Annotated in this window: 9 protein-coding genes; 7 read left to right on the forward strand and 2 right to left on the reverse strand. The window is 61.0% G+C overall.

Features of this window, described 5'->3' with window-relative positions; all coding sequences use genetic code 11:
* Window positions 1-46: 46 nt before the first annotated feature.
* A complete protein-coding gene (locus E0F99_RS01105; protein ID WP_083356059.1) occupies window positions 47-4,678 on the forward strand; it encodes a dermonecrotic toxin domain-containing protein in 4,632 nt (1,543 codons plus the stop codon).
* Between the two features lie 2 nt (window positions 4,679-4,680).
* Here E0F99_RS01105 and pdxR read toward each other — a convergent pair whose 3' ends face one another.
* The gene (pdxR, locus tag E0F99_RS01110) at window positions 4,681-6,219 is read right to left on the reverse strand and encodes a MocR-like pyridoxine biosynthesis transcription factor PdxR (protein ID WP_083356058.1); all 1,539 of its coding nucleotides are present in this window, start codon (window positions 6,217-6,219) and stop codon (window positions 4,681-4,683) included.
* A gap of 87 nt (window positions 6,220-6,306) precedes the next feature.
* Here pdxR and E0F99_RS01115 point away from each other — a divergent pair, with 87 nt between their 5' ends.
* Genes E0F99_RS01115 through E0F99_RS01125 form a run of 3 tightly spaced genes read left to right on the forward strand, consistent with a single transcriptional unit; the run spans window position 6,307 to window position 8,070 of the window.
* Window positions 6,307-6,945 carry an FMN-binding negative transcriptional regulator gene (locus E0F99_RS01115; RefSeq protein ID WP_083356057.1) on the forward strand — a complete coding sequence of 213 codons (639 nt, stop codon included), beginning with the start codon at window positions 6,307-6,309 and terminating at the stop codon, window positions 6,943-6,945.
* Complete coding sequence (locus E0F99_RS01120) at window positions 6,942-7,388, forward strand: GNAT family N-acetyltransferase (protein WP_083356056.1); 447 nt, start codon at window positions 6,942-6,944, stop codon at window positions 7,386-7,388. Before E0F99_RS01115 ends, E0F99_RS01120 begins: the two co-directional genes overlap by 4 nt.
* A 10-nt stretch (window positions 7,389-7,398) precedes the next feature.
* On the forward strand, window positions 7,399-8,070 hold the full coding sequence (locus E0F99_RS01125; RefSeq protein ID WP_083356055.1) for a GNAT family N-acetyltransferase: 672 nt from the start codon (window positions 7,399-7,401) through the stop codon (window positions 8,068-8,070).
* A 139-nt stretch (window positions 8,071-8,209) separates the two neighbouring features.
* Here the strand turns inward: E0F99_RS01125 and E0F99_RS01130 are convergent, their stop codons facing one another.
* Complete coding sequence (locus E0F99_RS01130) at window positions 8,210-8,485, reverse strand: helix-turn-helix domain-containing protein (RefSeq protein ID WP_083360338.1); 276 nt, start codon at window positions 8,483-8,485, stop codon at window positions 8,210-8,212.
* Between the two features lie 469 nt (window positions 8,486-8,954).
* Here E0F99_RS01130 and E0F99_RS01140 point away from each other — a divergent pair, with 469 nt between their 5' ends.
* The 3 genes from E0F99_RS01140 to E0F99_RS01150 all read left to right on the forward strand — a co-directional run bounded on the left by E0F99_RS01140 (window position 8,955) and on the right by E0F99_RS01150 (window position 14,920).
* The gene (locus E0F99_RS01140) at window positions 8,955-11,924 is read left to right on the forward strand and encodes an autotransporter outer membrane beta-barrel domain-containing protein (RefSeq protein WP_083356054.1); all 2,970 of its coding nucleotides are present in this window, start codon (window positions 8,955-8,957) and stop codon (window positions 11,922-11,924) included.
* Window positions 11,925-12,033: 109 nt separating this feature from the next.
* The gene (locus E0F99_RS01145) at window positions 12,034-13,329 is read left to right on the forward strand and encodes an autotransporter outer membrane beta-barrel domain-containing protein (RefSeq protein ID WP_083356053.1); all 1,296 of its coding nucleotides are present in this window, start codon (window positions 12,034-12,036) and stop codon (window positions 13,327-13,329) included.
* Window positions 13,330-13,789: 460 nt separating this feature from the next.
* Entirely contained in the window at window positions 13,790-14,920 is a 1,131-nt protein-coding gene (locus tag E0F99_RS01150; protein WP_130908683.1) for a hypothetical protein, read from the forward strand.
* Window positions 14,921-14,930 lie beyond the last annotated feature (10 nt).

Raw genomic sequence — 14,930 nt, forward strand, 5'->3', positions numbered from 1 at the left:
AGGCCCGTCGCCGTCGCGACGGCCAACGCTTGCCAAGGAGCTGCAGATGCCTCACGACACGCCCGCCACGGACGCCTCACCAAACAACCGCCCGCCCGATGCCTATGAACTGCTCACCCAACTGACCAGCGTTCCCACCACCCGAGAAGTGGCCTCCACCACTTTGCGCACCGCCCTGCGCGAGCTATACCCCACGCTGGATATCGACCCCGACCTTGCCATGGTGTGCAGGCCACGCTGGCGAGTCGTCGGCGATACGATCGTCTCGTTCAGCGGCTATGCCGAGTCACTCACCTCCGTCCTTGCACGCCAGGCCATCTCACCCAAACCCGTGATCTATCTCGACGGCGAGCATTATCTTTCACTGCAACCCGAGGACTTTAATGCCGTGCACCTGCCGGTGAAGATTGATGCCGTCGGGCGCTTGATCAACGAGCTGTCGCCGCTGCTGTTCACCGCCTTTCAGGAACAGCAACTGGATTACTGGAACCAGTCCAACGGCGGCAAGGGTCCGCGCTGGCAAGTGTTCGCCAACTCACTGAGCAAGGTGTGGAACGTGACCACGGTTGACGGTTGGGACGCCGACGACTGCGCCATGGCCAGGACGCTGTATCACGCCCCACAGTGGGAGACCCGCACCCTTAAGGATTTATACAAGAGCCGGGCTTATCTGATCGATGTCGATTTGCTGCACGATGACCAGCGTCGTCATGTCAGCGTACTGGACAAGGCCGTACTGATCGGCACGCACGAGGAAAAACCCAAGATCCTCGTCTACTCACTGGTCGGCGGCTACGAAAAATTCGACTCACTGGCAGCGCTCGGCGAAAGCCTGCCGTCCAAGGTGACAGAGGCGAGTGGCGATATGACGCTGCAATGGCGTTTGTCCGAGCCGGTCGGCAATTTTTTCGACAGCCTGGCCTGCGCGTTGATCAGCATACAAATCGATACCATCGCAGACCTGAGTAACGCACAGGCCAACGAGCCACTCGAACTGGCCCAGGCCCCTTCGACCCTTACCCGCTCCCTGCCCAGCATTGAAGACCTGAACGACCAATCCTTGGCGAACATTCGCCAGATGCATCAACACATTCCCGACTGGCTGGCCGAGGCCAACGATGCCGATGTCGCCGCTTACAGCCGTTACCTCATCGACCTTTCCCAAGTGCACACCTACAACCAAGGCCGCTCGTTCCAGGACGCTATTGCGCCGATACGCGACTACACCCGTGCGCAATTGCAACGCAAATTCCAGGGCCATAAGCAGGGCGCCCAACTGAACCCTGACAAGGTCGAAGTGATCATCCGCAGCCCGGTTATTTGGGGCTCTTTCACCGTGCCTGGGCAGGTGGATATCACCCGCCGCAACCTGATCGACCTGGCCCTGGAAAACCTCACCGGCCTGCCTACCGGCGACAAAAGCGTGGTGTACAACGGCGGCGCAACACCGGATTGGCTGACCTACAGCTATCTCGAAGAGGTGATTGCACAGCTGGATATCGGCGAACAGTATCCGGCGCTGGTCAAACGCACGCTGCTCGAAGACTCAAAGCAGTCGCAGGCTCGGCGGTTGCTCTACGCCACCCAATTGCGTGTGCAGTTACCGCTACTGGCCCTGCAATGGAAAATCCAGGCGCGCAACGGCCTTACTGAACTCGGCTACCGCTATGTCGCTGCCGTGATGCAAGCCGAGGCGCATGAACGCCAGGTGGACGGGCAGGAAATCGTCATCCGCCCGTTGGCCTTTATCCCCACATTGCGCCCCGGTCACGAGCAGGATGTGGTGACCAACATGTTCGTGATCGGGCCGAAGTCAGCCGACAGAGGGCCCTGCCTGCTGTACCGCCCGCTACTGGAACCGGCGCTGCGCCAGTTCCCTACCCGGCAAAACCTGTTGTATGCGATCAAGCATGACCGACCGCTGCGCGAGTCAGTGCTGGCCTGGTTACCCGAGGCGGCACGCTTCAACTACGCGCAATACGTGTTTCCCGATACCCTGCCGTCACCATGGACCTTGGTCCGCGTGTTGATCGAGCCCGCCACCGTGGTGTACATGAGCGGCCCTATCGTCCTGAGTGACGATGTACTCGGCAATGGCGTACTGGACGCGCTGTTCAAGGCCAACGCCAACGCCATGGTCGACCTCGCAACACGCCAATCGGTGTCCAACGTTAAAAAACGCTGGGCGACCTATCGCCAGGCTGGCTGGCGAATTTTCAATGCCGCCCTGCCGTACCTTGGCCCTACCGTGGGCGTCGCGGCCTGGATGTGGCAAATCATGAGTGACCTGGAGGAAGCCGGGAAAGCGATCAATACACCGGACGAGCCAACGCCCTGGACCTCGCTGGTGGACCTGTGGCTTAACTTGGGCATGGCCCTGGCCCTGCATGTAGCTCTGCGTCATCCGCCCACGCAGGCAACCGCCGAGCCGTTGAAAATCAAAGTGGCCGACGAGCCGGTGCTGATCACCGAGCCGCAACAGCCGGCGCTGCCGGCGCCAACCGTCACCCGCGTGCAGATGCCAGATCTGTCCAGCACCGAATTGTTCGCGTCGCATCAGAAATCCCTGCACGTCAGCGGCGCGCTGAGTCGCAGCCCCTCAGCCCTGAAGACGCGGCTGGACAGCTTAAAAGTCGACCGCCCCACCGATTTGGGTGAGCAGAACAAGCAAGCCGGCCCCCACCTTCACCTCTACCCGTCAGAAAATAAATGGTTTGCCCCGGTGGGTGAGCGCTGGTTTGAAGTACAGGTGGGCGCCGACGATAATGTGATGATTATCGACCCGCTCATCCCCACACGCACTGGCCCATTGCTGATCGGCAATAAGGCCGGGCAATGGTTCGTCGACACCCGCCTGCGTCTGCGCGGCGGCGGGCTGCGCAACCGTCGCAAAGCTGCCGAGGGCCCCAGACCCGCGCGCATTGACGATCTGCGTGAAAAGCTCGAAGAATTCCGTCTCAGCGAACCCGATCATCAAAAAAAGCTCTCTGACGCCCTCGCCGCCATAGGCTCGCAACCCGGCCCGTCCACCGACGCGCGCCGGCAAACCTTCATCACAGAGGTCAATAAACGCCTGCTGGAATACGACGAGCCTATTCGCCAACTCAGGGCCCTGGGCATCATCGATGCGGTACCCAACTACCAGAGCCTCATGATCAATTACATGAAAAACCAGCTGATGCTGACTGAAGCCGCCCTTGATGAGCAGCTGCCTGCTTACCGTGACACCTTGCTGGCCGCCTTGGACATGCTCCAATCGACAGAGCCGGTGGACCCCGCCATCGAGACGCAAACCGCTCAGGGTATGGCAACCCAGAGCCTGGAAATAATCATGCGGCTGGAGTACGTGGCCAGCCGTATCAAAGAGCTGGAAAACCTGGGTTCAGAGGGGGCTAAGGTCATCCAATCGACACTGCGCACCCTGCCAGATATCAGGCTGGTCGACATGAAAGCGGTGCTCATCACCGTGTCGCAGTACCTGTGCGTCAATGCCGGTGACAGCGAACTGCTGACCCGTGTGCGTACACAACTGAACGCCATCGTCGACGCCGCCGACCTTAATGTGCAGAGCGTCATTGATATGCTTGGCCTGCCTCACAACAACACCTTGAGTGAACGCATCGAAGCGCTCAACAGCCTGGCCGAGCAATTTTCGGTTGTAGACCGGCGCCTGCTGGACCTGCACGCCGATTACGCCGAACAGCTGCAGCGCACGCCCTTGGAAGCTTTGCGCCAGCGCATCGACGAGTTTCATCAACAGACCCTCGGTGAGTTGGCGCGGCTGTTGCGCGAACGCAAAGCCCTTGAGCCCAAGCCCGGCCCGTCGAAGCCACCCGAGCGGCCGCGACGCAAAATCATCAAGACCCGCTTCAAAGGCGTCGTGGTCGGAGAGCCACGGGAAAACGATGCCACGCTGGTGGACGTCAAGGCCCCGCTGACGGGCAAACTAATTGCGACCTTTCACGAAAAAAACCCGGGAAACTGGGTCGAGCACAAAACAACCAACGTACCCACGCCAACATCAAAAACCGCCGACCTGGGGGTGAGTCTCAACGCCGGGCAGCAGTTACTGGATGAAGACCGGGCCGTCACTCAACGCCTGTTGGCCCACTCGCGCAGGCCGGGGCGCATCCCGGTAGAAATTGAAGAGATGTTCCACCAGCACGCGGCACGCTTGGAGAGCGCCGCGATAGAGGTGGAAGCGGCCCTGACCCAGCTGAACCTCACCGAAAGCGACCGCCCTTCAGCGGCCACACTCAACCGCAGGCTCAATGACGGCGCCCGACGGTTCTATGAGCTGGGGACCCAAACGCGAATCACGATGACCAAGCAACAACCGCCGACAGCAGCGCGTGTAGAGTGGTTGCACGCTCAAGGGCTGGTGAAGATTGCCAAAGTGATCAATCGTCGGCGCCTCAAAGGGCCCGGAAAAGATTACTTGGACGAGTACGAAATTCGCGACTCGCAGAGCCAGTCCGTGCTGTGGTACGCGCATTTTCACTATGCCGCCCCCCAGGCCGGGGCCGACTATTTTACCGCCGCGCACCTCAAGACCCGCGAACAGCAAAAACTCGGCGGCGCAGTGCAGCGCACAGGCACCAGCGATAAAGACCAGATCGCGATTTACCGCAGTGAAATCAGCCCTCAGCTGGCCAGATCCGTGTTTTTCGACGCTTGACCTCAGCCCTTCCAGATTGACTGCAGCCGCGTCAACGCAGCCCTGATCGCCGCTTCCGGCACGGCGGCGAAGCCCAGCACCAAACCGGCGCGTTGGTCGGCGGGCGTCGCGCAGTCGGGTAGCCAATAGCTGCTCAAGCCGTTCACCTCTACGCCGACCGTGTGCGCCTGCGCAAGCAACTGCTGTTCACGGGCCAGGCTGGCCACGCGCACGGTCAGGTGCAACCCGGCCGCCACCCCAGGCAAGGCGCCGACGCCGGGCAAATCGTTCGGCCAACCGGCAAGCAAAGCGTTACGCCGGCTCAACGCCGCGCGACGCATGCGCCGGATGTGTCGTTGAAAATGCCCAGCCGCCATAAACTCGGCCATCACCGCCTGGGTACTGACTTCCGAATGGCGCATGTCCACGGCGCGACGCCGGGTGAAAGCGTCCACCAGGCCCGGTGGCAACACCAAGTAACCCAGGCGCAAGGCCGGGAACGCCACCTTGCCGAAGGTGCCGACGTACAGCACGCGCCCACTGCGATCCAGTGCCGCCAACGGTGACAGCGGCGCGCCGCTGTAGCGGTACTCACCGTCGTAGTCGTCTTCGATGACCCAGCCGCCCGTACGCTCGGCCCAGGCCAACAGTTCCAGGCGCCGCGCCAGGCTCATCACCACACCCAGCGGGTACTGGTGGGAAGGCGTGACATACGCCACCCGGCAATCACCAAGGGTGTTCAGCACTTGGCAATCAATGCCTTCGGCGTCCACCGGCACACCCTGCAGGCGCCCGCCAGCCAAGGCGAACGCATGGCCTGCTGCGCGATAGCCGGGATTTTCCACCGCCACCCCGTCGCCAGGCTCTACCAGCAACTGTGCACAAAGGCTTATTGCTTGCTGCGCACCACTGGTGATCACTATTTGCTCAGCCGTGCACTGCATGCCTCGCGAGCTGCGCAAGTAAGCGGCGATCAACCCGCGCAGGCGACCGTCACCTGCCGGGTCGCCGTAGCACAGCTGTTCCAGGTCCGGCTTGCGCCAGAACGCCCCATTCAGCTTGGCCCATACCTCGAATGGGAACAGATCAAAGGCGGGCACGCCCACGCGAAAGGCCCTGGGCGGCCCCGATGGAGGCAAGGAAAGGTGATTGTTTTTTACCCGCGCCAGGCCTGCGCTGTGGATAACTTCAGCGTCGAGATCTACGGGTAAATCCTGCCATTTTGTGGATAAACCTGGGGATAACCCTGTTAGTAACCCTGTGGACACTTTTGTGGATAGTTTTTTTGCCGTGGGCAATTGAGCTACGTAAGTGCCATCGCCAACCCTGCTCTCAATAAACCCTTCCGCATACAGCTGGTCGTAGGCGCGCACCACGCTGTTACGCGAGATCGACAATGCCTTCGCCAAGTCACGGGTGGCGGGTAACCGCGTGCTACTGACCAGCCGCCCGTCCAGCACTCGCTGGCGCAAGGCTTCATATAGCTGGCGAGTCAGGCCTTGGCGACGGTCCAATTCAATACCGGCAGGGTTAAATGACAGCGGGGGCGAAATGGGCGGCATATTGGACCTATGAAATGGGCACTAGATGGCTCTTACAACGAGCCATTAGCCTGCCTAGGATGCAGGCATTCGCCAAGGAAAATTTCCATGTACACACCCCGCGCCTTTGCTCTCGACGATTTGCCCGAATTGCAGCAACTGATCCAGCACACTCGCTTGGCGCAGTTGGTGACCTTTGGTGAGCCAGGCCTGCAGGCCAGCCACTTGCCGCTGTTGCTCAACCCCGATGAAGGCCCGAATGGCACCCTCTACGGTCACCTGGCCAAGGCCAATCGCCAATGGCGCGACCTGCAAAACGGCAGCGAAGCCTTGGTGATCTTTGCCGGCGCCGAGGCCTACATCAGCCCGGCGTTTTACCCGGCCAAGGCCGAGCACGGCAAAGTGGTGCCGACTTGGAATTACATCGCGGTGCATGCGTACGGCAAGGCAGAAGTATTTACCGACGCCGAGCGTTTACTCGCCTTGGTCACGGCACTCACCGATCGCCATGAAGGCAGCCGCGCCCAGCCGTGGAAAGTCAGCGACGCCCCGGCCGACTACATTGACGGCATGCTCAAGGCCATCGTCGGCTTCGCTCTGCCCATCGACCGCCTGATCGGCACGCGCAAACTCAGCCAGAACCGCAGCCAAGCCGACATCAACGGCGTGCGCGAGGGCCTGGCTGCCAGCATCGATGTGCGCGACCAGACCCTCGCGCGCTTTATTCCTCAAGGAGCTTCAGAATGAGCCAGATCGACATCCGCCAGGTCACTGCCGCGGACCACGCCGCGTGGCTGCCGCTGTGGCAGGCGTACTTGGCGTTCTACAACACCGAGTTACCGGACGCCGTCAGCCACAGCACCTGGCAACGCCTGATCGACGCCAATGAGCCGACCCATTCGGCGCTGGCCTGGCAGGATGGCAAGGCGGTGGGCCTGGTCAACTTCATCTACCACCGGTCCAACTGGAGCATCGAGAACTCCTGCTACCTGCAGGACCTGCTGGTGCACCCGGCCCAGCGCGGCACCGGCGTGGGCCGCAAACTGATCGAATTCGTCTACGCCACCGCCAAGGCCGATGGTTGCTGCAAGGTCCATTGGTTGACCCATGAGACCAATGCCACTGCGATCCAACTCTACGAACGCATTGCCGAACGTCCTGGCTTTATCCAATTTCGCAAAGGTCTTTAAGGAGCGCAGCATGCCTATCTCACCCGCCGACTGGAAAGGCGTCCCGGCGCCTACCGTTGAACTGCTCGAAGGGCGTTTTATCCGCCTGGAAAAGCTCGACCCGGCCCGCCACGCCGACCAACTGTGGCAAGCCCTCGAAGGCCCCGGCGCCGACCCTAAATTGTGGGACTACTTGCCTTACGGCCCGTTTGCCGAGCGCGCCGCGTTCGATGCCTGGCTGAATAACCACGCCGCCAATGCCGACCCGTATTTTTTCAGCGTGATCGACCGCGCCAACGGCCAGGTGCAGGGCATCCTCAGCCTGATGTCCATCGTCCCGGCCCAGGGCCGCATCGAAATCGGCCACGTCACCTTCGGCGCCCCGATGCAGCGCTCGCCGAAAAGCACCGAGGCGGTGTATTTGCTCGCCCAGTACGCGTTTGAACAGGGCTACCGTCGCCTGGAATGGAAGTGCAACAACGGCAATGCCCGCTCCAAATACGCGGCGGAGCGCTTGGGCTTCAGTTTTGAAGGCGTGTTCCGCCAGCACATGGTGGTCAAGGGGCAGAACCGCGATACCGCGTGGTATTCGATCCTGGATTCGGAATGGCCGACGGTTGGGGCAGGGTTTGAAGCGTGGCTGTCCGAGGCGAACCAGAGTGGTTCCGGCCAACTGAAAACACTGGCCGAGTGCCGAGCCTAGTTCTGAAAACACCCTCGATCAATGTGGGAGCCGGGCTTGCCCGCGATGGCGGCGGGTCAGCACTGCAGATGCTGGCTGACACACTGCCATCGCGGGCAAGCCCGACTCCCACATTAGATTTTCAGCGGTTTCGAACAACTCACAAACGTCTACGAACCTTCACCACGCCCATCTTCAACCCAAACGGCCTGAACACCGCATTCAACGATTTCAGCGTCTGATTCCCCTCGCCATGTTCGATATGCACCAAGGTGCGCACAGAGATTTTGCACATCTTGGCGAACTGGCTTTGATGCAGGCCTGTGACTTCGGTGCGCAAGCGGCGTACCGCTTCGGCGATTTCCAGCGTGCCATCGGCCAAGGCATCCTGAATGCTTTCAATCAGCAGGGTTCGTTCATCAACGGTCAGGCTCATTTCAATCCCCACTCTTTCAGGCGCTGCGGCTCTCAGGCCTTCGAACAGTTCCTGGCTGTCGACGAGGTCACCCAACAAATGACACACCCCCCGCCAGTCCACCTCGCCTGCCCGTTCCAGCTCTCGTGGCCATTGGGTGGTGCGCGTGATGCCTTCGTCGTCCATCACCATGGACGCCAACTCGTAAATAGGGGCAAGGCGTCCTGCCACTTTCCTTTGGTGTAGATTTGTAGCGTCAGGCTGACCATGGCTTTTACCTGCAATTTAATGCGTCTATCAGCTAAAAAGTGCCAACTGCTATGTGGACGCTGCGCACCTGTTAAAACTGCAATAACATGCATGAAACAAAAAACCTTGGCGCTATTTACGCAATAAAATGCAGAGACAGTACGCGTCACACCACTGACACACTCCTGCAATCCCCCTGCGCTATACAGGTCGACTCGTTTCCATAACAAGGTCGTCTGCCATGCCCCCGTCGCCCCACCGCCTCGCGCTTGCCATCACCTTATTGGCCAGCGGTGTCGCGGAAGCGGCGCCTACGCCGACCAAAACCATGCAGATCGACACACCGACCACCACGGCGCAAACCCTGACCGACAGTGATTCGCTGACCACCTCGGCGCCAGGCAGCATTTCCACCTCCGGCGTAGCCGTCACACTCAAGGACGGCACCGGCGGCGCGGGCGTGGTGATCACTAACGCGGGCCAACTGGTCTCTACCGGCGGGCGAGGCATCGACAGTTCGGGGACGATCACCGGGGCACGCAACTACAGCATTTACAACCTCGCGGGTGGCGTAATCCAGGGCGCCAACGATGCGCTGCGCATCAATAGCAACTTTGCCAGCGGCAGTCTGTTGATCGACAACAGCGGCACCATTCGCTCGGCCACTGGCCAAGGCTTGGACCTGGATGCGATCCGCAGCAACAACGTCACCACCACCCTCATCAACCGCGCAGGCGGCCTGATTCGCGGCGATGCCAGTGACGGCATGAAGACCGGCGCCAACGCCAGCATCACCAACTATGGCCAGATCTCGACCGGCGACACATTCTCGCGCGACGACAAATTCGACGGCGTCGATATCGACTCCGCCACCGGCGTGACGGTGACCAACTACGGCCTGATTTCCGGTGGCCGCCACGGCATCACCACCGACCTGGGCGCCACGCTGACCAACTACGGCACAGTGATCGGCCGTAACGGTTCGGGCTTTGGTTCCGATGGCGACGGCACGGTGATCAACCACGGCACCCTCACCGGCGCTTACTCCGGGCTGCAACCGGATGGCGACGGCGACGGCGTGGACATCGACAAAATCGCGCATATCGAAAACTACGGCATCATCCAGGGCATCGGCGCCGGGGGTGTCGACAAGAACGGCTTTGCCAACGGCAGCGAAGGCATCGCCTTGGGGGGCGGCTATGTGTACAACGCCCGCGGCGCGCTGGTCAGCGGCGCCAATAACGCGATTCTGGTGGACGACGGCAGCGACGGCCCGGGCCTCGCCGCCACCACGCTGGAAAACCACGGCACCATCCAAGGGCTGAACGGCTTTGGCGTGAAGTTCGTCGGCAATTTCGCCGACACCGTGATCAACGGCGGCACCATCAGCGGCAGCAACGGCCTGGCCCTGGACCTGGGCGGCGGCGATGACACGTTGGTGTTGCAGGGCGGCAGCCGCTTTGTCGGGCTGGTGGACGGCGGCACCGGCTATGACCGGCTGAGCATGGATGACACCGCGGGTGGCCGTTTCGGTGACAGCCGCAACGTCGAATGGCTGGACGTGAAACACGGCACCTGGACGCTCACCGGCAGCGGCGACTTCAGCGATGGTGGCGAGATTTTCAGCGGCGCCAAGCTGATCAACCAAGGCGGGATTGCCGGCAACGTAACGGTCGATGCGGGAGGCATTTACGCCGGTGGCGGCACAGTGGGCAGCCTGGTGGTCAATGGCACCTTGCAGACCAGCACGGCGCTTGGCACCGCGACCGTCACTCGCGACCTGACCTTGGGCAGCGGCGCGACCCTGGCGTATGGCGTCAACGCCGATGGCAGCAGCGCGCCGATCAACGTCGGCGGCACCGCCAACCTTAACGGCGCAACCTTGGCGGTTAACCCTGGCGAGGGCACGTACCCGTGGCAAAGCCACTACACCGTGCTGCAAGCCGGTAGCATCAACGGCTCCTTCGGCACGGTCACCAGCGACTACGCCTTCCTCACGCCGACAGTGGATTACAGCCCCACTCAGGTCGGCCTGACATACACCCGTAACGACATTGCCTTCAGCCAGTTCGCCAGCACCGACAACGGCACCCGCGCGGCCAACAGCCTGGCGGGCCTGGGCCAGAACAACCCGCTGTATACCGCCTTGCTCAACACCACCACCGCTACAGCTGGCGTTGCCATTGATCAACTGGCCGGCAGCAGCACCGCCAACCTCACCAGCGCCACGCTCGGCGCCAGTGCCCAAGTGGGCAGTAGCATGCTCGCGGCGATGCATCAGCTGGGCGGCGGCGCAGGCTTGCTGGTCGGGCTTGCTGAAAAAGACACCCCCGTGCTCGCCGCCACCGGCGTGCCTGCACAGGCACGCAACCTCAACGACCCGAACGCCCGTGGCCGGCTGTGGCTGCAAGGCATCGGCAGCTACGGCAAACTCGATGGCGACCACGGCAGCAATGGCCTGACCCAACGCACCCAAGGCACTGTATTAGGCGCCGATTGGGCCCTCGACAGCGACTGGCGCGTGGGCGTGCTGGGTGGCTACTCCAAGACCGACCTGGACGCTACCGGCGTCGACGGCAACGTCGACAGCTGGCACGCCGGCGTCTACGCCCTGCGCCAGAGAGGGCCACTGGCCTTGCGCCTGGGTGCGGCCTACAGCGGGCACCAAGGCGACAGCAAACGCACGGTGGCCTTCAACGGCTTCAGCGACCGCCCCAACGGTGACTATGACGCCAACAGCCAGCAAGCCTTCGCCGAACTGGGTTACGCCATGGGCAATGGCCGCCTGAGTGCCGAGCCGTTCGCCAGCCTTGGCTACCAGCGCTACCAGCGTGAGAGCTACAACGAAAAAGGCGGCGCCGCCGCGCTGCATGTCGACGGCCAAACCCAGGACAACTTCAGCAGCACCTTCGGTTTGCGCCTGGCGCACCTGAGCCAACTGGACAACGGCATCAGCCTCACTCCACGCCTGAGTGCAGGCTGGAAGCACACCTACGGCGATGTCGACAGCAATACACGCCAGTCTTTCCTGGCTGGCGGCACAGCCTTTAACGTCGAAGGCAGCGCCTTGGACCGCAACAGCCTCTTGCTTGAAGCCGGGATGGACGTAGGCTTGTCAGCTCGCCATAGCCTGGGCCTGGGCTACACCGGCGAACTGGGCAGTAACAGCCGCAACCATGCACTGACAGGCCAATGGCAGATGCGTTTTTAATCGCGTCGCGGTACAGACAACTCCCGCAAAACAGGGGTCGATGACCTGACAGTTATCACCTCGCCATCTCGCTAAATTCCCGGCCTCATTCATCAGAGGTTGGGATTACATGTTCGTTACCCCCCAAAGAATCGCAATAGTTATCAGCCTTGCGGTTGTCGCCAGTTTTCAACCTGCACACGCAAGAGGCGATATCGAATACAAACCCTATCAACCCTACGACGCAGCAGACGATTCGTGGGCGTTTATGCCTACGCTTGATACGCCACCGCCCCCGGCGCCATTCGATGGTTTCCTCATCCAGCAGGCGACCTCGCACAACGGCCTACAGGTCGCAAAAGTCCTTGAGCCCGCATTGATACAACTTGTGGCGACCGGCGAAATGGACAGGGAAGATCTCAACGACTTGCAAAAGTCACTCGAAGCGCTTGGTAAGCAGCCCGGTGGGGTCGGCGCAGCCCTTGAACAGTTGGCGGGCAGCCAAAACGCCAACCTGGCCGGCGCAACTCAGAACACCACGCAGCTACTGAGCAGCCAATTGCTCTCGACCCTGCGCACGCTGCCCGCTGAAGACGAAGGCCACTTTTGGGTGCAGGGCCTGAGCAATGAAGGCAGCCTCGACAGGCAAGGCGGCAGCGCCGGTCTGAAACACGCTACACAAGGCTTGCTGCTAGGCGCCGACTGGGCACTGGAGCAGGACTGGCGCGTGGGTGTGATGGGCGCAAAAACCACCAGCCACTTTGATGCACGACGTTTGCGCGCCGACCTCGACAGCTGGCACCTGGGCGCATACGCCTTGCGCCAGGACGGCCCGCTGGCCCTGCGCTTGGGCGCGATCTACAGCGACCATGCCGGACGGAACAATCGCGGCGTCAACCTGCTTGATTACAAGGAGCGGCTCACGGGCAATTACAACGCCCAAAGCCAAACCGTATTCTCCGAACTGGGCTATCAGTTGGGCAGCGAGGATGTGCACGTAGAGCCCTTCGCAGGCCTCGGTTTTCAGCGCTATCACCGCGACAGCTTCAAGGAAAAAGGGGGGGTGACCGCGTTAAACGTCGGCTCACAAACCCAACAAAACCTGAGCAGCACCTTTGGCCTCCAGCTGTCCACGGTGTATCGGCTCGACAACCAGATGGGTCTCACCCCCCACTTGAGTACCCGCTGGAAACACCTCTATGGCAGCGTCGACAGCCAGGTGCGCCAATCCTCTCGCTACGCATCAGGACTCATTGACAGCTTTACCATCAACGGTACCCCGCTGGACCGTAACAGCCTTGACGTGCAGGCTGGCCTGGACCTCGCATTGTCCACACAACATACCGTCGGCCTGGCCTACAGCAGCCAAACCAGCACCAACAGTCGCAACCAGGGCTTGATGGGGCAGTGGAGAATGAGTTTTTAACCGAACACCCAACGACTTAACGTGCAAGACACCGTCGGCTCTGTCGCACGGCATAACGCGTTAAGCGCACATCCATATATAGCGAGCCCTCTTACAACCAAAGGCCGCGCCAGCCGACATCAACTGGCCCTTGCCTACGTTAGCTTTCGACCTCAGCCACCCAAGAGGTCGAAACCTAATGTTACGCGTATGCCCTCATCCTACTGTCTACACGCCTATGGCCCTGAGTTCCGGGGCGGCGTCTTCTAGCGCTCCCATCGCCCCTCTACGTGTTGAAACAGGTAATGCCATCGAGATCAACACAGGAGGCCAATTCAGCAACAGCGGGCACATTTCCACCGGCCCGTCAAAACGGTTTAAGGAGTCCTACAACGCAATAAGCCTGAGCCACGCAGGAGGCACGGTCATCAATCAGGGGGTTGCAGTGGGCGGCAGCAATGGCATAAAGGCTACAGACGAGGTGACGCTTCTCAACACCGGCGTCCTGACCGGCAACAAAGGGGCAGGGCTAAAGTCCAAAGGCGCTGCGCGCGTCATCAACTACGGCATCATTACGGGGGCCGATACTCGGCGTTCCAAGCAGAACGATGGCGACGGCGATGGCCTGGACATCGACAAGCGCGCCCAGGTTTACAACTACGGCATCATCCAGGGTACAGGGGCCAATGGTGAGGACAGGAACGGAGCACCCAATACCAGTGAAGGCATCGCCATGGGCGGCGGCGATATCTACAACTATGGGGTCATCCGCGGCGCCCACCATGGGATGCTGGTAGACAATGGTGACGTGGGGCCGGCCCATGCGCAGACCCTGTTGATCAACGAGGGCACCCTCAGTGGCCACAACGGTTACGGTGTGAAACTGGTCGGAGATTTCAACGACAGGGTCACCAATAACGGCTTGATCAGCGGTGCAAACGGCGTCGCCTTGGACATGGGCGGTGGCGATGATGTGTTGACCGTTCGTGGCGACGCGCACTTCGAAGGTAAGGTTGACGGCGGCAGCGGCACCAACCAAGTTATCCTGGACGATGCCAGGGGTGGCACCTTCAACGGCGCCAGCCAGATGCAGCACCTGAGGGTAAGCACCGGCACCTGGACCTTGACCGGCGCGCTGGGGTCCAACCAGCAAGGCAAGGTCTATAGCAATGCGACGCTGATCAACCAGAGCCGCATCGGCGGCGCAATGACCGTTGAGCCCGACGCCACCTACACCGGTGGCACAGTCGACACGCTCAATGTCGCGGGCACACTGCTACTGAACCCGACCAATAAGAGCCGTACCCGCATCAAGCACGATCTACAAATGGGGCAAGGCTCAACCTTGACGTTCACCATCGGCAAAGGAGCAGCCCACAACACCTTGAAAGTCGGCAATCGAGCCAACCTCGATGGCGCCACACTGACTATCCAAGTCGAGGACGAAAGCGATGAACTGCTCACTCGTCAGTTGCGCATCGTCGATGCCGAACAGATCACAGGCCGATTCACTGGCATCACCAGCAACTTGAAAACCCTAACCCCCGCGCTGATCTACACCCCAAACGGGCTCTTTATCGGCTTCAAACGCAAAGCGCCTGTCGCCACCTGAATGCAAGGCA

The sequence above is a fragment of the Pseudomonas antarctica genome (assembly GCF_900624995.1).
GTDB lineage: Bacteria > Pseudomonadota > Gammaproteobacteria > Pseudomonadales > Pseudomonadaceae > Aquipseudomonas > Aquipseudomonas antarctica.